The sequence below is a fragment of the Pseudomonas paraversuta genome, assembly GCF_904067025.1.
Lineage (GTDB): Bacteria > Pseudomonadota > Gammaproteobacteria > Pseudomonadales > Pseudomonadaceae > Aquipseudomonas > Aquipseudomonas paraversuta.
Genome location: NZ_CAJFDA010000001.1, coordinates 1,905,049 through 1,922,834 on the forward strand (window position 1 = coordinate 1,905,049; position 17,786 = coordinate 1,922,834).

At 59.5% G+C, this 17,786-nt stretch carries 13 protein-coding genes; 7 read left to right on the plus strand and 6 right to left on the minus strand.

The annotated features are described in order from the left end of the window. Window positions 1-415 precede the first annotated feature (415 nt). On the plus strand, window positions 416-1,405 hold the full coding sequence (rfaD, locus tag JQ848_RS08885) for an ADP-glyceromanno-heptose 6-epimerase (RefSeq protein WP_202210498.1): 990 nt from the start codon (window positions 416-418) through the stop codon (window positions 1,403-1,405). A 129-nt stretch (window positions 1,406-1,534) separates the two neighbouring features. Here rfaD and tal read toward each other — a convergent pair whose 3' ends face one another. From tal to ccoN, 3 genes are all read right to left on the minus strand, one after another. After that, the gene (gene tal / locus JQ848_RS08890; RefSeq protein ID WP_010656088.1) at window positions 1,535-2,458 is read right to left on the minus strand and encodes a transaldolase; all 924 of its coding nucleotides are present in this window, start codon (window positions 2,456-2,458) and stop codon (window positions 1,535-1,537) included. 156 nt (window positions 2,459-2,614) lie between these two features. Then, window positions 2,615-2,842: a hypothetical protein gene (locus tag JQ848_RS08895; RefSeq protein ID WP_003447596.1), complete on the minus strand. Its 228-nt coding sequence runs from the start codon at window positions 2,840-2,842 to the stop codon at window positions 2,615-2,617. A 61-nt stretch (window positions 2,843-2,903) separates the two neighbouring features. Continuing rightward, window positions 2,904-4,331, minus strand: coding sequence for a cytochrome-c oxidase, cbb3-type subunit I (gene ccoN / locus JQ848_RS08900; RefSeq protein ID WP_202210499.1), 1,428 nt, complete (start codon window positions 4,329-4,331; stop codon window positions 2,904-2,906). Between the two features lie 315 nt (window positions 4,332-4,646). On the opposite strand from ccoN, the gene JQ848_RS08905 reads away from it, so the two are divergent. Next, on the plus strand, window positions 4,647-5,318 hold the full coding sequence (locus JQ848_RS08905) for a DUF3313 domain-containing protein (protein ID WP_161719649.1): 672 nt from the start codon (window positions 4,647-4,649) through the stop codon (window positions 5,316-5,318). Between the two features lie 72 nt (window positions 5,319-5,390). Here JQ848_RS08905 and JQ848_RS08910 read toward each other — a convergent pair whose 3' ends face one another. Genes JQ848_RS08910 through JQ848_RS08920 form a run of 3 tightly spaced genes read right to left on the minus strand, consistent with a single transcriptional unit; the run spans window position 5,391 to window position 7,789 of the window. Beyond that, complete coding sequence (locus JQ848_RS08910) at window positions 5,391-6,830, minus strand: DUF1254 domain-containing protein (protein WP_202210500.1); 1,440 nt, start codon at window positions 6,828-6,830, stop codon at window positions 5,391-5,393. Then, complete coding sequence (locus JQ848_RS08915) at window positions 6,827-6,988, minus strand: hypothetical protein (RefSeq protein WP_158525120.1); 162 nt, start codon at window positions 6,986-6,988, stop codon at window positions 6,827-6,829. The genes JQ848_RS08910 and JQ848_RS08915 overlap by 4 nt, the downstream gene beginning before the upstream one ends. A 9-nt stretch (window positions 6,989-6,997) precedes the next feature. Next, window positions 6,998-7,789 (minus strand): hypothetical protein, encoded by a 792-nt coding sequence (locus JQ848_RS08920; RefSeq protein WP_161719653.1) that lies wholly within the window; start codon window positions 7,787-7,789, stop codon window positions 6,998-7,000. Window positions 7,790-8,040: 251 nt separating this feature from the next. On the opposite strand from JQ848_RS08920, the gene tpx reads away from it, so the two are divergent. The 5 genes from tpx to JQ848_RS08945 all read left to right on the plus strand — a co-directional run bounded on the left by tpx (window position 8,041) and on the right by JQ848_RS08945 (window position 17,765). After that, the gene (gene tpx / locus JQ848_RS08925) at window positions 8,041-8,541 is read left to right on the plus strand and encodes a thiol peroxidase (RefSeq protein ID WP_003447601.1); all 501 of its coding nucleotides are present in this window, start codon (window positions 8,041-8,043) and stop codon (window positions 8,539-8,541) included. 281 nt (window positions 8,542-8,822) lie between these two features. After that, a complete protein-coding gene (locus JQ848_RS08930; RefSeq protein ID WP_202210501.1) occupies window positions 8,823-10,124 on the plus strand; it encodes an MdtA/MuxA family multidrug efflux RND transporter periplasmic adaptor subunit in 1,302 nt (433 codons plus the stop codon). After that, complete coding sequence (locus tag JQ848_RS08935) at window positions 10,121-13,222, plus strand: MdtB/MuxB family multidrug efflux RND transporter permease subunit (protein WP_003447603.1); 3,102 nt, start codon at window positions 10,121-10,123, stop codon at window positions 13,220-13,222. The genes JQ848_RS08930 and JQ848_RS08935 overlap by 4 nt, the downstream gene beginning before the upstream one ends. Further along, window positions 13,219-16,326: an efflux RND transporter permease subunit gene (locus JQ848_RS08940; protein WP_003447604.1), complete on the plus strand. Its 3,108-nt coding sequence runs from the start codon at window positions 13,219-13,221 to the stop codon at window positions 16,324-16,326. The genes JQ848_RS08935 and JQ848_RS08940 overlap by 4 nt, the downstream gene beginning before the upstream one ends. Next, entirely contained in the window at window positions 16,323-17,765 is a 1,443-nt protein-coding gene (locus JQ848_RS08945) for an efflux transporter outer membrane subunit (RefSeq protein ID WP_202210502.1), read from the plus strand. The genes JQ848_RS08940 and JQ848_RS08945 overlap by 4 nt, the downstream gene beginning before the upstream one ends. Window positions 17,766-17,786 lie beyond the last annotated feature (21 nt).

A 17,786-nucleotide genomic window follows, 5' to 3' on the forward strand; every position in this document is an offset into this window, starting at 1 on the left:
CCTTCATACCCTCTATAGCGACCATACGGCTGGCTGTTGATCTGGCTGCGCCGGCGCCTGCGCGCTATTACGGCGATCCGCGTAACACATCCATACGTCTTATGCGTCTTCTGCGTCTTCTGTGTAGGAGCGAGCTTGCCTCGCGAGCTTTTCCTGCGCAGTCCTTCGAATCGCCAGAAGCTCGCGAGGCAAGCTCGCTCCTACAATGAATGCGTAAATGCGTAAATGCGTGAATGCGTGAATGCGTGAATGGCTGAATGAATGGTTGAGCGGCAATCGAATCTCGGCGCTGTGGTCCCTGTGCCGTATGTCACTTTCGGCTATGTCACTCACTTGCGCGCTTGATCTGCATCAAGGCTGTCGGCCCGCACCGGCATAGCCTGAGCCCAAGCCATATTCCAGGAGGTAGTGACAGATGAGCATCATCGTAACCGGGGCCGCCGGTTTTATCGGCAGTAACCTGGTAAAGGCACTCAACCGGCGCGGTGAGCGTGACATCATTGCCGTGGACGATCTGACCGATGGCGACAAGTGCCGCAATCTGGCGGACTGCGATATCGCGGACTACATCGATAAACGCGAGTTCGTGCATCGTTTTTCCAATCGTCAGTTGGGCGATATACGCGCCGTTCTGCATCAGGGCGCGTGCTCCAGTACGCTGGAACGTGACGGCCGGTTGATGATGGAGAACAACTACCGCTACAGCTGTGACGTGCTGCAAGCCTGTCAGGAGCAAGCGACGCCCTTTATCTATGCCTCTTCGGCAGCGGTCTATGGCGCCAACCGGGACTTTCGCGAAGTTCGCGAGTGTGAGCGGCCGTTGAATGTCTACGCCTACTCAAAATTCCTCTTCGATCAGCATGTGCGGCAATTGTCGGGCAAGGCACGCAGCCAGGTGGTGGGGTTGCGTTACTTCAATGTGTTCGGCCCCCGCGAGCAACACAAAGGCCGTATGGCTTCGATGGTGCGGCATTGTTTCAATCAATACCGCGACCACGGGCATGTCGAGTTGTTCGGTGAGTATGGCGGCTATCCGGCAGGCGGGCACATGCGTGATTTTGTTTCGGTGGAGGATGTGGTCAAGGTCAATCTGCACTGGCTGGATCACCCGCAAACCAGTGGCATTTTTAATCTGGGCAGGGGTGTGGCCCGCTCATTCAACGAGCTGGCGCTGGCAACGATCAACTGTTTGCGTGGAGCGCAGGGCCGGCCTTCCCTGACCCTGGAAACGGCAGTGCTTGAAGGGGTGTTGCGCTACTGCGAGTTCCCCGAAGAGCTCAAGGGCAAGTATCAGGTCTACACCTGCGCCGACTTGAGCCGGCTGCGCGAAGCGGGTTATGAGGAACCGATGTCGGGGCTGGAGGCGGGAGTGGAGGGGTATTGCAGGAGTCTGCTGACTTGCTGAGTTACCGAGGGGCTGCTATCGCGGGCAAGCCCGCTCCCACAAGATGAGCGCAGCGTCTGTCGCTGGGCCCGCTCCTGCAGGTTGTGTGCAGCTTCTGTAGGAGCGGGCTTTGCGCGGTCTGTTGCGGGATTACCTGGCCGTCAACAACGCCTCTAGCTTTTCCTGGTCACGGGCGAACTGGCGGATGCCTTCGGCCAGTTTTTCAGTGGCCATTGCGTCTTCGTTCGAGGCCCAGCGGAACTGCGCTTCGTTCAGGCTCTGGCGCGGTTCGCCCTGATGCCCAGGGCTCAATTTGCGCTCCAGTTTGCCTTCGTCCAGGGCCAGTTTTTCCAGCAGGTCCGGGCTGATGGTCAGACGGTCGCAACCGGCCAGCTGTTCGATCTGGTTCAGGTTGCGGAAGCTGGCACCCATGACCACGGTCTTGTAGTCATTGGCTTTGTAGTAGTTGTAGATGCGGGTCACGGACTGCACACCCGGATCATCGGATCCTGTGTAGTCAATGCCGGTGGACTTCTTGTACCAGTCGTAAATACGGCCCACAAACGGCGAAATCAGGAACACCCCGGCATCGGCACAGGCTGCGGCCTGGGCAAACGAGAACAACAGGGTCAGGTTGGTCTGGATGCCGTCATTTTCCAGTTTTTCGGCGGCACGGATGCCTTCCCAGGTCGAAGCGAGCTTGATCAGTACCCGGTCGCGGCCCACGCCGGCCTTGTCGTAAAGCTCGACCAACTGGTTGGCCTTTTTCAGCAAGGCAAATTCGTCGAACGACAGGCGGGCATCGACCTCGGTCGAAATACGGCCCGGAATGACCTTCAAGATACCGCTACCCACCGAGACCGCGAAGTGGTCGCAGGCCAGGCCGACATCACCGTTGGCGTGGGCGATGGCATTTTTCAGCAGCTCGGCATAACCCGGCATGGCTGCGGCTTTGAGCAGCAGGGATGGATTGGTCGTGGCATCAACGGGTTTGAGGCGGGTAATTGCGTCGAGGTCGCCGGTGTCTGCGACCACGGTGGTGAACTGCTTGAGTTGTTCCAGCTTGGAAGTCATGAGCGTCTCTGTCGGAAAAGGTGTTAATGGCTGTAAAGATTGAGTGCGGTGTCGATCAAAAGTTCGTTAAACCCAAGCTGGCAGAATGCCGCCGAATACCTTGGTAGTGCAACTGATCGTGCGATTTAATCTGCCTCAGCAGCCATTTACCTCGATTCAGAGTTCCAGCGTGTACCGGTCTGGCTCGCGGCTTTGCTCACTCATCTGTACTGCGTTGATGGTTTTGCCCGTGGCCTGCTCAACCCGGCGCGCCACTTCAGGGTCGTCGGCAAAGGGGATCAGGCTGGCTTCGTCGATATCGGTCGCGGTTTTATGTTTCAAACACCAGCTAATGGCGCAATAGAGGCTGATGACGGCTGCGCTATTGAGGGCTATTTCGATCATGTCCGGCACTCCTTGTCGAAAGCACCCGATACCGGTCCGGCGACCTGCATCGGGTGGGTGGTCAGGCTATCTGTGCTGTCAGTTCGGCTTGCTTGAGGTCGGCCACGCGCACTGTTCGCCACAGGTTCCAGCACATCAACAGCATGCCGCTGAGGAAGAACAGCCCGCCCACCAGACGTACGACGTAGCCCGGGTGGCTGGCGCTCAGCGACTCCACGAACGAATAGGTCAGGGTGCCGTCATCGTTGATCGCGCGCCACATCAGGCCTTGGGTGATGCCGTTGACCCACATCGAGGCGATGTACAGCACGGTGCCGATGGTCGCCAGCCAGAAGTGCAGGTTGATCAGCCCGATGCTGTACATCTGGTCGCGGCCGAAGATCTTGGGAATCATGTGATAGAGCGCGCCGAAAGTGATCATCGCCACCCAGCCCAGGGCCCCGGCATGGACGTGGCCGATGGTCCAGTCGGTGTAGTGGGACAGGGCATTGACGGTCTTGATGGCCATCATCGGCCCTTCAAAGGTCGACATGCCGTAGAACGCCAGTGACAGCACCAGAAACCGCAGGATCGGGTCGGTGCGCAATTTATGCCAGGCCCCGGAGAGGGTCATCATGCCGTTGATCATGCCGCCCCAGCTGGGAGCCAGCAGGATGATGGACATGGCCATGCCCAGCGACTGGGCCCAGTCCGGCAGTGCGGTGTAGTGCAGGTGATGGGGGCCGGCCCAGATATAGAGGGTAATCAGGGCCCAGAAATGCACGATGGACAGGCGATAGGAATAAATCGGCCTGCCGACCTGTTTCGGCACGAAGTAGTACATCATCCCGAGAAAGCCGGTGGTCAGGAAAAAACCTACCGCGTTATGCCCATACCACCACTGCACCATGGCATCGGTGGCTCCGGCATACACGGGATAAGACTTGAACCAGTCCACCGGAATCGCCAGGTGGTTGACCACGTGCAGCATGGCGATGACCAGAATGAAGGCGCCAAAAAACCAGTTGCCGACATAGATATGTCTGGTTTTGCGCTGCACCACGGTAGTAAAGAACACGATGGCGTAGGCGACCCAGACCACCGTCAGCCACACGGCACCGGTGAATTCTATTTCGGCGTATTCCTTGGTGGTGGTGTAGCCCAGCGGCAGGGTGACCAGCATGATCACAATTACCGATTGCCAGCCCCAGAAGGTAAAGGCTGCCAGCTTGTCCGAGAATAACCGTACCTGACAGGTGCGCTGCACCGCGTAGTAGCTGGCGGCAAACTGTGCGCTGCCGGCAAAGCCGAAAATCACCAGGCTGGTGTGCAACGGTCGCAGGCGGCCGAAGGTGGTCCAGGGCAAATCCAGGTTCATTTGCGGCCAGACCAGTTGCGAGGCGATCCATACGCCCATGGCCATGCCGACCACCCCCCACACCACGGTCATGATGGCGAATTGGCGGACGACCTTATAGTTATAGGCCTGCCCGTTTAGTGCTGTGCTCATGCTCAAGTCTTCCACGGTTCAAAGTCCTGCCAGGCCTGGTGGTCTGGCGCTGGGTGAACTCTAGGAAGTTGGCAGGAAACAAGACAGATTCAGGGGTGGAGAATTAATACGGAGCAGATTTAGCAGCATATTTAAAAGTGTTTTTTAAAATCTGATCTGGTTTTTAGCCGATTTACATTTTTTAAATACTTCTGAGCTGTACTGTTTTCGCTCTATGTCTCGGGAAAATTGGTCGGCGAAGCAGCGCTTTTTCCGCAGATTAGCTATACATAAATCCGGCACACAAATAGTTACGTTCTCCACAGGAGTTACAGAATGAAGCTCGGACTGATGATTAGTACGTTGTGTATTGCCTCGATCGGGGTAGTGGGCTGTGCAAGCAAGGTCCAGCAGCCGGATGAATACTCCGGTTTTTTGAAGGATTACAGTCGCCTTAAAGAAGCCAAATCGCCTTCGGGCGCCGAAGTGATGCGCTGGATCGATCCCAAGCTGAATATTAACCAGTACACCAGCGTCTATATCGAGCCAAGCCAGCTCTACCCGGCGCCGAAGCCGACGGAGAAGATCCCGCAAAGCACGTTGAACGGCATTACCCGCTACTACGATCAAGCACTCAAGCGTGAACTCAGCAAATCATTGCCACTGGCCAGCGCCCCCGGGCCGGGCGTGATTGTGGTGCGACCGGCGATCACTGCCGTGAGCAGCGAGACCGAGAGCCTGGCACCTTACGAATATATTCCGGTAGCGCTGGTGGCGGCGGCGGTCAGTACGGCGTCGGGCATTCGCGATCAGGAAACCCAGCTGGCAACCGAAGCCGTATTCATTGACGGGCAGAGCCAGGACGTAGTGGCGCAGGTGGTGCGCAAAGGCACCGGCAAACCGCTGGAGAACAGCAGCCAGCAAATGAAGGCCGACGATGTGAAAAAAGTGATAGATGGCTGGGCATCAGATCTTCATCAGTCGTATTTGAAACTGAAGAGCCAGTAAGCGGGATCTGCAACTGACTGCGGGCAAAACAGTTTCAGCACCCCGGCTTGCCGGGGTGCTGCTGGTTACAGCTCAGGGTGCTACAGGAGTCAGCAAGGGCATTTTCCATTGCCCGTCGGCAAGTTCAGGCTTGGGCATATAAATACGCAGTACGCCGTAAAACGGCCCGTCAGGCGCCGGCAACCAGTTGTTTTGCAGATCCCCGGCCGGGGGTTGAGGCTGGAGGTACAGGGTCACACCGCCATCTGCGTCGCGCTTGAGATCGGGCAACATGCGCGAATTGATCAGGTAGCGATCCAGCGGGTTGTCCACCAGCAATTTGCTTTTGCCGTCATACATGGTCAGCGACCAGAAGGCATTGGCAGGGGGCAGGGCATTTTTGTCAAAGTGCAAGGTATAGCGCTGTCTGGAGCCGTCCAGGGGGCGGCCCTGATTGTCGACGAAATAGCCGATGTAATCGGCCTCTTCGGCAGAGTTGCCAAAGATCCCCATATTGGCCCCCGCATAACGGTACAGGTAGTTGTTTTTCAAGTGCTCGCGGGAGCCGAACAGGTCTCCACTGCTGATCTTGTGCGTGTCGACCTGCTCTTTCTTGAACTGCTGGAATTCGGCTTTACCTGCTGCAATTCCTTCTTCCAGGGCCTTGCGTTGCTCGGCGGACAGCTGGCCCGTTGCATAGGGCAGGCCCGGTTCAATGCCAATTTTTTTGAAGCGCTCGCGTAATGCCGTTTCACCGGGCTGCGGCTCGGCAAATGCGAGCATGAAATTCAAGTAGTTGAACAGCTCGGGGCTGTCACTCATGTTCGCCACGGGGGCCGGCCAGTCAATGGCTGCAGACAGCGGCGGGGCGGGTTGGCCGAGGAACTGGCTCAAGGGCTGCACTGTGTAACCGCGCTGGATTTCCTTGACCCTGGGCAGGTCTTTTTCATCAAACAGCTGGGTCCGGTACAGGCCGTAGGCAATTTCGCTTTCGCTGGGAATCACGGCCTCGATACCGGCCGGTTTCTCACCTTGCCAGCCTGGCCCGACAATCAGGAAGTTCCCGCCTTTGTTGCCCGTGGTACGGCTACCGAGGTAGGCGAAGTTTTGCGTGTACAGGTCGATCAACTGCGTGGAGTAGTAACGACCGCCTTCAATTGCCGGCAGCGTCAGTACCAGCGGCTCGGCTCGCAGGTCCATCCATAGAAATGAATAGGGCGTGTCCGAATTGGGGGTCACGAAAGCGCTGTCTTTGGGGCTGAACACCATGGCGGTGTTGCCGATGTCATTGAACGGCGCCTTGAAGTCCTTGCCGCCTTGGTCCACGGCCTGGGCGTAGAGGGTTTTGTACATCTCCACCACCGGGAAACCATACAGATAGGCTTCTCTGGCGATGCTTGTGGCCTCTGCAGGCGACGCGCTGAAGTTCATGGCTGATACCTGGGTTGCCATCAGTGACAGGCAGGCTGCCAGGGCATAAACGGGGGGCTTGAGGTACCTGGCAAAGTCCCTGACTGTGGATTGACTGCTCATGACAGCAACCTGATGTCATCGGGTTTCCAGCTTTTATCGAGGCAAGCGCCGGTCTGGGCGAAGGTTTTGCCCTGTTCCATGCCTGGAGTGGCCAGCATGACGTGGGCGTGCTCCCGGGGCCGGGCGCTGAAGCCAGAAGCACGAAGCTGCGAATTCATGAAATTTCCTTATTTTCCGAAGGTGACATTAATGCCGGCGAACAATGTGAATTGCGGCAAGTCATCGCCTTTGCGTTCCACTGTCCATTGTGGTTCCAGGTAGGCGTTGAGGATGTTGCCCCCGGCTTTCCATGCCTTGCCGAAACCCAGGCCGACGGGGATATAGTGGGTGTTGTTTTTCAGGTCATAGGTCCAGGTGCCGGTGGAGCGCAAGTACCAGCCCTTTGGCAGGTTGTGGATGATGAACGGCTGGAAGGTGGCGCTCTCGACATGCTGGCGATCACTGTCACCGGCAAAAGAGCTTTGATACTGCATCAGTGCCCCCAGCAGGCCACGGGGTGAGGCATCTATGGCAATCGCTGCCAGCCCCGCTTGCCATTTGCCGGTGCCCAGTTCGTCATGCTCGGCAGTGGGCGCCGTAATTTGCGGGCCGATGCCCAACTGCACGCCATCGGTCTTGAGCAGGAAAATATCGAACAGGTTGAGATCGCCCATACCGGTGCTGTAACCACTCCTGGGGTCGGGGCGGGTGCTGATGGGCAGGGTGGCACGCAACAGTTGCGGTACGCCGATAAAGTCGTTCGGGGCGACGGGCAGGGCGCCGCGCAGCAGGGCGTCATTGGTGTGGATATTGCTGTCGTACACCCGGGGCGTGTAGTAGTCCTGCAGGTTCAGGCCCGGGGCCAGGCTCAGGGGGTTGTTACTTTTGTTGGCTATATCGGGATTGTCTGCCAGGGCAGCAGTGACAGGGGCCAGGGCCAGGGTCAGTAAAAGTCCCGAAGCAAGGTGTGTCTTAGCCATGAGCGTCCAATTCCCTGGAAGTCTTAAGAATGCAGCGTTAGGAAGCTAGCAGCAAATGGCGCGACTGCCAGTTCCCGGGGTCTGCTGCCGGGTACTGTTTTGCTCGAGGCTGGGCATTTTTGGAATTTTTCAGTACCGGCACGGTCTTTTTGTTCCGCGGCCCATGACATTTTACCTGCGGGCCGTAGGTCGGCTGCCTGATTCGTGTTTAACTCCGGCTTCTTCAAAAACCGTTAAGAAGGACATCGTTAATGGCTCAAGTGACGCTTAAAGGCAACCCTGTTCAAGTCAAAGGCGAACTGCCGGCAGTAGGCTCCAAGGCGCCGGCGTTTTCGCTGGTAGCAGGTAATTTGTCCGATGTGACGTTGGCCAGCTTTGCTGGTAAACGCAAAGTGCTGAACATCTTCCCGAGTGTTGATACGCCAACTTGCGCGACTTCGGTGCGCACCTTCAACACCAAGGCCAACGATCTGGAAAACACCGTGGTGCTGTGCATCTCGGCTGACCTGCCGTTCGCCCAGGCCCGTTTCTGCGGTGCCGAAGGTCTGGAACACGTACAGAACCTGTCGACCCTGCGCGGCCGTGAGTTCATCGAGAACTACGGCGTGGCAATCGCTGACGGCCCGTTGGCTGGCCTGACTGCCCGTGCGGTAGTAGTGCTGGACGAAAACGACAACGTGCTGCACAGCGAACTGGTTAAAGAAATCGCTGAAGAGCCGAACTACGAAGCAGCCCTGGCTGTTTTAAAGTAAGTCGCAACGCTTCAGCAAAAACGGCCGGGCATTTAATGCCCGGCCGTTTTTTTGTGGGCTGCTACAAATAACGCTGCAGGCGTCGAGCCCGGCCAGTGTCAATGTCACAGCCGTCGGTTAAAACCGAACCGCTCCGACTGCTCCGGCAGGCGATTCACAGGATTCTGGGGCAAACCCGTGGCCTTGACAGCGCTATAACGTAAATACCCGGTAAAGAACCTTTTCATAACCGTGCGCACTGCTTATCTTTCAGCCTCCTGATAATAAGCGCTCGCCGCCCAATGGTTGATCATTCAATGCAATCGTCTGTTTCCCACAAATCTCGTCGCTGGCTGTTTGGCCTGCTGGTCCTGCTGATCGTTGTTGCCCTGTGCTGGTGGCTGTGGCCATCCGCCTCGAAAAAGGCAGCCACTGCTCAGCCCGCCGGGCACACCAGCAAGTCGGGGATGATGCGTCCCGGATTTGGCGGTTCGACCCTGGCGGTGCCGGTTCGGGTGGCGGACGTGACGCGGGGTGACTTTGCGGTCTACTACAAGGCACTGGGTACGGTGACCGCGCTCAACACCATTAATGTACGCAGCCGGGTGGCAGGGGAGCTGGTCAAGGTCTATTTCAAGGAAGGCCAGATGGTCAAGGCTGGCGAACTGTTGGCCGAAATCGATCCGCGCAGCTATCAGAACGCCTTGCTGCAAGCCGAAGGCACGCTGTTGCAGAATCAGGCCCAGTTGAAGAATGCCCAGGTCGATGTACAGCGCTATCGCGGCCTGTACGCTGAAGACAGTATCGCCAAGCAGACCCTGGACACCGCAGAAGCACTGGTCAGCCAGTATCAGGGTACGGTCAAGACCAATCAGGCAGCGGTCAACGACGCCAAGCTCAATCTGGAATTCACCAAGATTCGCGCCCCGATCACCGGTCGTGTGGGCTTGCGCCAACTGGACGTCGGCAACCTGGTGGCAGCCAACGACACCACGGCGCTGGTGGTGATCACCCAGACCGAGCCGATTGTGGTCAGCTTCACCTTGCCCGAGAAGGACCTTGCACTGGTGCTTGAACGTTATCGCAGCGGCGCCAGATTGCCGGTACAGGCCTGGAACCGCGGCGACACCCAGGAACTGGCGACAGGGGTGCTGAGCAGTATCGACAACCAGATTGATATCACCACCGGCACCCTGAAATTCAAGGCCCTGTTCGATAACCGCGATCAGGTGTTGTTCCCCAATCAGTTCGTTAATGTGCACCTGCTGGCCGACACCCTGAAAAACGTGATCCTGGCCCCGACCGCAGCGATTCAGTACGGCACCAACGGTTCGTTCGTCTATGCGATGGACGGCGACAAGAAGGTCAAGATTCGCAGCATCAAGGTCGGTGTCACCGATGGTGATGTGACGGTGATCGAAGAAGGTCTTGAGCCCGGCGACCGTGTAGTGCTTGAAGGCACTGACCGCCTGCGTGATGGCGGCGCGGTGGAAGTGGTCAACGACAGCGCCGAGGTGCCGGAAACCCCGGCGCAACATCTGCAAGGCGGGCCTGAAGCCGATGCAACGGCCGATGGCAAGGTCAAGGGCAAGGCGCACGAATGAATCTGTCGCGGCTGTTTATCCTGCGCCCGGTCGCAACCACGCTCTGCATGCTCGCCATCGTGTTGTCCGGGATCATCGCCTATCGCCTGCTGCCGGTATCGGCCTTGCCCCAGGTCGATTATCCGACCATCCGCGTGATGACGCTGTATCCCGGCGCGAGCCCGGATGTCATGACCAGTGCCGTGACCGCACCGCTTGAGCGTCAGTTCGGGCAGATGCCGGGCCTGACGCAAATGGCTTCCACCAGTTCCGGCGGTGCTTCGGTGCTGACCCTGCGCTTTAATCTCGACATCAATATGGATGTCGCCGAGCAGCAGGTGCAGGCCGCGATCAATGCCGCCAGCAACCTGTTGCCCAAGGATTTGCCGGCGCCACCGGTGTACAACAAGGTCAACCCGGCCGACACCCCGGTACTGACGCTGGCGATCACCTCCAAAACCATGCTGTTGCCCAAACTCAATGATCTGGTCGACACCCGCATGGCGCAAAAAATCGCCCAGATCAGCGGCGTCGGCATGGTCAGCATTGCCGGTGGTCAACGTCAGGCGGTGCGGATCAAGGTCAACCCCGAAGCGTTGGCCGCCAACGGCTTGAATCTGGCGGATGTGCGCACCCTGATCGGCGCGTCCAACGTCAACCAGCCCAAGGGCAACTTTGACGGCCCGACCCGGGTGTCGATGCTGGACGCCAACGACCAGTTGAAGACCCCCCAGGAATACGCCGAGCTGATCCTGGCCTACAACAACGGCGCGCCGTTGCGGCTCAAGGATGTGGCGGAAATTGTCGATGGCGCCGAGAACGAGCGTCTCGCCGCCTGGGCCAATGAAAATCAGGCCGTATTGCTGAACATTCAGCGCCAGCCGGGAGCCAACGTGATTGAGGTGGTGGACCGGATCAAGGCACTGCTGCCAAGCATCACCGACAACCTGCCGGCCGGTATCGACGTCACTGTTCTCACCGACCGCACCCAGACCATCCGTGCCTCGGTGCGCGATGTGCAGTTTGAATTGCTGATCGCCATCGCGCTGGTGGTGATGGTGACGTTCCTGTTTCTGCGCCGTGCCAGCGCTACCCTGATCCCTTCGATTGCCGTGCCGTTGTCGTTGGTGGGCACCTTTGGGGTCATGTACCTGGCCGGATTTTCCATCAACAACCTGACGTTGATGGCCCTGACCATCGCCACCGGTTTTGTGGTCGACGACGCCATCGTGATGCTGGAAAACATCTCGCGCTATATCGAAGAGGGCGACAGTCCGATGCAGGCGGCGCTCAAGGGTGCCAAGCAAATCGGTTTTACCCTGATCTCGTTGACCCTGTCGCTGATCGCCGTACTGATTCCGCTGCTGTTCATGGCTGACGTGGTGGGGCGCCTGTTCCGCGAGTTTGCGATCACCCTGGCTGTGGCGATTCTGCTGTCGCTGGTGGTCTCGCTGACGCTCACGCCCATGATGTGTGCGCGTCTGCTCAAAGCCGAGCCCAAGGAAGAAGAACAGGGGCGTTTCTATCGCGCCAGCGGCGCCTTCATCGACTGGATGATCGCCCGCTACGCCAGCATGTTGCAGTGGGTGCTCAAGCATCAGCCACTGACCCTGCTGGTGGCCATCGGCACCCTGGCGCTGACGGTCGTGCTGTATATGGTGGTGCCCAAGGGCTTCTTCCCGGTGCAGGACACCGGGGTGATCCAGGGTATCTCCGAAGCGCCGCAGTCCATCTCGTTCAGTGCCATGAGCCAGCGTCAGCAGGAGCTGGCCCGGATCATTCTGCAGGACCCTGATGTCGAGAGCCTGTCGTCCTACATCGGGGTGGACGGCGATAACCCGACCCTCAATAGCGGGCGCATGCTGATCAACCTCAAGCCCCATAGCGAGCGCAGCGAAAGTGCCTCGCAAGTGATCGAGCGCCTGCAACCGCAGCTCGACCAGCTGGTGGGTATTCGCCTGTACATGCAGCCGGTGCAGGACCTGACCATCGAAGACCGCGTCAGCCGTACGCAATACCAGTTCAGCCTGTCCTCGCCGGATGCCGAGATGCTCAGCACCTGGAGCCAGAAACTGGTGACGGCGCTGAACAATCAGCCCGAGTTGACCGATGTGGCCAGCGACCTGCAGGACAAGGGCCTGCAGGTGTACCTGATGATTGACCGCGATGCGGCTTCACGCCTTGGGGTGTCGGTGGCCAACATCACCGATGCCCTGTACGACGCTTTCGGTCAGCGGCAGATTTCCACCATTTATACCCAGGCCAGCCAGTACCGCGTGGTGCTGCAAGCCCGGGACGGCGAGAAAATCGGCCCCCAGGCGCTGGAGCAGATCCACGTCAAAACCACCGATGGCGGCCAGGTGCGGCTGTCGAGCCTGGCCAAGGTCGAAGAGCGTCAGGCGCAACTGGCGATCTCCCATATCGGCCAGTTCCCTTCGGTGATGGTGTCGTTCAACCTCGCGCCCGGGGTGGCCCTGGGGCAAGCGGTCGAGTTGATCGATCAGGTGCAGAAAGACATCGGCATGCCGGTGGGGGTGAAGACCGAGTTCCAGGGCGCAGCCCAGGCCTTCCAGGCTTCGTTGTCGAGCACCTTGCTGCTGATTCTGGCGGCGGTGGTGACCATGTACATCGTGCTTGGCGTGCTGTACGAGAGCTATATCCACCCGATCACCATCCTCTCGACCTTGCCCTCGGCGGCGGTCGGAGCCTTGCTGGCCTTGATCCTGAGCGGCAATGATCTGGGGATGATTGCGATCATTGGCATCATCTTGCTGATCGGTATCGTGAAAAAGAACGCGATCATGATGATCGACTTCGCCCTCGACGCCGAACGCAATCAGGGCATGGCCCCCGAGCAAGCGATCTATCAGGCGGCACTGCTGCGCTTCCGGCCGATCCTGATGACGACTCTGGCGGCGCTGTTCGGCGCCATACCGCTGATGCTGGCCACCGGCTCGGGCGCTGAATTGCGTCAGCCATTGGGGCTGGTAATGGTCGGCGGTCTGCTGGTGAGCCAGGTACTGACCCTGTTTACCACTCCGGTGATCTATCTGTACTTCGATCGCCTGGGCCGCCGCTGGCGGGGTGATGCGGCTGCGCCCGAGCAGGCGTCGCTATGAACCTGTCCGGTCCGTTCATCAAGCGTCCCGTCGCGACCATGCTCCTGAGCCTGGCGATCATGTTGCTGGGCGGGGTGAGTTTCGGCTTGCTGCCGGTGTCGCCGCTGCCGCAGATGGATTTCCCGGTGATCGTGGTCTCGGCCAGTTTGCCGGGTGCCAGCCCCGAGGTGATGGCATCCACCGTGGCTACCCCGCTGGAGCGTTCCTTCGGCGCGATTGCCGGGATCAACACCATGAGCAGCCGCTCGAGCCAGGGTTCTACCCGGGTCATCCTGCAGTTCGATCAGGACCGCGACATCAACGGCGCCGCCCGTGAGGTGCAGGCGGCGATCAACGCTTCGCGCAACCTGTTGCCCAGCGGCATGAAAAGCATGCCGACCTACAAAAAGGTCAACCCGTCCCAGGCCCCGATCATGGTGCTGTCGCTGACCTCCGACGTGCTGTCCAAGGGCGAGCTGTATGACCTGGCCTCCACCATCCTGTCCCAGAGCCTGTCCCAGGTCCCGGGGGTAGGTGAAGTGCAGATCGGCGGCAGCTCGCTGCCGGCGGTGCGCATCGAACTGGAGCCGCAACTGCTCAACCAGTACGGCGTGGCCCTGGACGACGTGCGCAATACCATTGCCAACGCCAACGTGCGCCGGCCCAAGGGCGCGGTGTCCGATGGCGATCGCAACTGGCAGATCCAGGCCAACGACCAGCTGGAAAAGGCTAAGGATTACGAGCCGCTGATCATTCGCTACCAGGACGGCGCGGCCTTGCGCCTGAGCCATGTGGCCAAGGTTCAGGACAGCGTTGAAGACCGCTACAACAGTGGCTTTTTCAACAACGATGCGGCCGTATTGCTGGTGGTCAACCGCCAGGCCGGGGCCAACATCATCGAGACCGTGAACGCGATCAAGGCCCAGTTGCCGGCGCTGCAGGCGGTGTTGCCGGCCAGCGTCAAACTGAACCTGGCCATGGACCGCTCGCCGGTGATCAAGGCCACCTTGCACGAAGCCGAAATGACCCTGCTGATTGCCGTGGCGCTGGTGATTCTGGTGGTGTTCCTGTTTCTGGGTAACTTCCGGGCGTCACTGATCCCGACCCTGGCGGTGCCGGTATCGCTGGTGGGCACCTTTGCCATCATGTACCTGTACGGCTTCTCGCTGAACAACCTGTCGCTGATGGCGCTGATTCTGGCCACCGGGCTGGTGGTGGACGATGCCATCGTGGTGCTGGAGAACATCTCGCGGCATATCGATGCCGGTATTGCGCCGATGAAAGCGGCGATGCTGGGGGCCAGGGAAGTCGGTTTTACCCTGCTGTCGATGAACGTTTCACTGGTGGCGGTATTTCTCTCGATCCTGTTTATGGGGGGGATTGTCGAAAGCCTGTTCCGTGAATTTTCCATCACCCTGGCGGCCTCGATCGTGGTGTCGCTGGTGGTGTCGCTGACCCTCACCCCGATGCTCTGCGCGCGCTGGCTCAAGCCCCATGTGCCGGGTACCGAGAACGCCATGCAACGCTGGAGCATGGGCCTTAACGAGCGCATGGTCGCCGGCTATGCCCGCAGCCTGGACTGGGTATTGCGCCACAAGCGCCTGACCCTGTTGAGCCTGCTGGTGACCATAGGCGTCAACGTGGCGCTGTACGTGGTGGTGCCCAAGACCTTCATGCCGCAACAGGACACCGGGCAGTTGATCGGCTTTGTCCGCGGTGACGACGGCCTGTCATTCAGCGTGATGCAGCCGAAGATGGAAATCTTCCGCAAGGCAGTGCTGGCCGATCCGGCGGTGGAGAGTGTTGCCGGCTTTATTGGCGGCAATGGCGGCACCAACAACGCAATCATGATCGTGCGCCTCAAACCCATTTCCGAGCGCAGGATTTCGGCGCAGAAGGTCATTGAACGCCTGCGTGAAACCATGCCCAAAGTACCCGGCGGGCGCCTGATGCTGATGGCCGACCAGGATCTGCAGTTTGGCGGCGGACGCGAGCAAACCAGTTCGCAGTATTCCTACATCCTGCAAAGCGGTGACCTTGGTGAACTGCGCATCTGGTACCCGAAAGTGGTGGCTGCGCTCAAGGCCCTGCCCGAGCTGACGGCCATCGACGCCCGTGAAGGACGGGGCGCACAGCAGGTAACGCTGGTGGTAGACCGCGATCAGGCCAAGCGCCTGGGGGTGGACATGGATATGGTCACCGCCGTGCTCAACAACGCCTACAGCCAGCGGCAGATTTCCACTATCTACGACAGCCTGAACCAGTATCAGGTGGTGATGGAGGTCAATCCCAAGTACGCCCAGGACCCGCAAACCCTGGAGCAGGTGCAAGTGATCACTGCCGAAGGCCAGCGCATCCCGTTGTCGGCCATTGCCCATTACGAGAACAGTCTGCAGGACGACCGGGTGGAGCATGAAGGCCAGTTTGCCTCGGAGACCGTTTCCTTTGACATGGCCCCCGGGGTATCGACCGAGCAGGGCACCGCCGCGATTGAGCGGGCCATTGCCAAGCTGGGCCTGCCCGAAGACGTGATTGCCAAAATGGCCGGCACCGGCGATGCCTTTGCCGCCACCCAAAAGAGTCAGCCGTTCATGATTCTCGGTGCGCTGCTGGCGGTGTATCTGGTGCTGGGGATTCTCTATGAGAGTTATATCCACCCCTTGACCATTCTCTCGACCCTGCCCTCGGCCGGGGTCGGCGCCTTGCTGAGCATCTACCTCACGGGGGGCGAGTTCAGCCTGATTTCCCTGCTGGGTCTGTTCCTGCTGATCGGGGTGGTGAAGAAAAACGCGATCTTGATGATCGACCTCGCGCTGCAACTGGAACGGACCGCCGGGTTCAGCCCCGAGGCGTCAATTCGCAGCGCTTGCCTGCAACGTTTGCGCCCGATCCTGATGACCACCCTGGCGGCCATCCTGGGGGCCGTGCCCCTCATGCTGAGCACAGCCGAAGGGGCAGAAATGCGCCAGCCCCTGGGCCTGACCATTATCGGCGGGCTGATCTTCAGCCAGATCCTGACCCTTTACACCACCCCGGTGGTTTACCTCTATCTTGACCGCGCACGCCATCGTTTCAACAAATGGCGTGGCGTGCGCACTGATGCTGCTCTGGACACTCCGCTATGACTTCTCGTTTGCTTAAACTCGCTCCGCTGCTGTTATCTGGCTTGTTGCTCAGCGCCTGTGCAATAGGTCCGGACTACCAGCGTCCCGAATCGGCGGCGGCAGAGGATTACAAAGAGGCTGCCGGCTGGACCCGGGCCAACCCCAGCGATGCGCTGGCCCGTGGTGCCTGGTGGGAGCTGTATGGCGATGCGCAGCTCAATGGCCTGGTGGAGAAACTCAACAGCAGCAACCAGACAGTGGCCCAGTCCGAGGCCCAGTTCCGTCAGGCCCAGGCCCTGGTGCGCAGCGCCCGTGGGGCCTTTCTGCCAAGCGCCGACTTGAGCGTGGGCAAAACCCGCTCCAGCCAGGGCACCGGTAGCTCCAACTCCAGCCTGACCAGTTCCAGCAGCGGCATTCGCGACACCTTGAACGCCCAGGTGGGGGTCAGCTGGGAAGCCGATGTCTGGGGCAAATTGCGTCGCGGGCTGGAAGCCAACGAAGCCAGTGCCGAGGCCAGCCTGGCCGACCTGGCCGCCATGCGTTTGAGCCAACAGTCGGAGCTGGTGCAGAACTACCTGCAACTGCGGGTGATCGATGAGCAAAAACGCCTGCTGCAAGCCACGGTCGAGGCTTATCAGCGTTCCTTGAAAATGAGCGAAAACCAGTACAAGGCCGGGATTTCCGGCAAGGACGCCGTGGCCCAGGCGCAAACCCAGTTGCGTAACACCCAGGCCAACATGATCGACCTGATCTGGCAGCGGGCGCAATTCGAGAACGCCATTGCCGTGCTGACCGGGCAGGCGCCTTCCGGGTTCAGCCTGGCTGAAACCACAACCGTTCCGGCGCTGCCGCAAATCCCGCTGAGCCTGCCTTCGCAGTTACTGGAACGGCGTCCGGACATCGCCTCGGCGGAGCGCTCGATCATTGCCGCCAACGCCAATATCGGGGTGGCCAAAGCCGCTTACTATCCCGACTTCAGCCTGAGCCTGCAGGGCGGTTACAGCAGCAGTCAGTATCAGGACTGGATCAGCGTACCGAACCGTTTCTGGTCGGTCGGGCCAAAAGTCTCCTTGCCGCTATTCGATGGTGGCCAGCGTTCGGCCGAGGTTGACCGTAACGAGGCGCTGTATGACCAGACCGTGGCCAAATACCGCCAGACCGTGCTCGATGGCTTGCGCGAAGTGGAAAACTACCTGGTGCAGCTGAAGGTGCTGGGGGATGAGGCTGTGGTTCAGGAGCAGGCACTGGAGTCGGCCCGCGAGTCGTTACGCCTGACCAGCAACCAGTACAAGGCCGGCCTGATCGCTTACCTGGACGTTGTGGTGGTCCAGGCCACTGCCCTGAACACCGAGCGCAACGTGCTCAACTTGCGACAAAGCCGCCTGATCGCCAGCGTCAAACTGATTGCCGCACTGGGTGGTGGCTGGGACGGCAATACCGATTTAAGCCAGGACCGCTAATCAGCCTGAACCTTGCAGCAG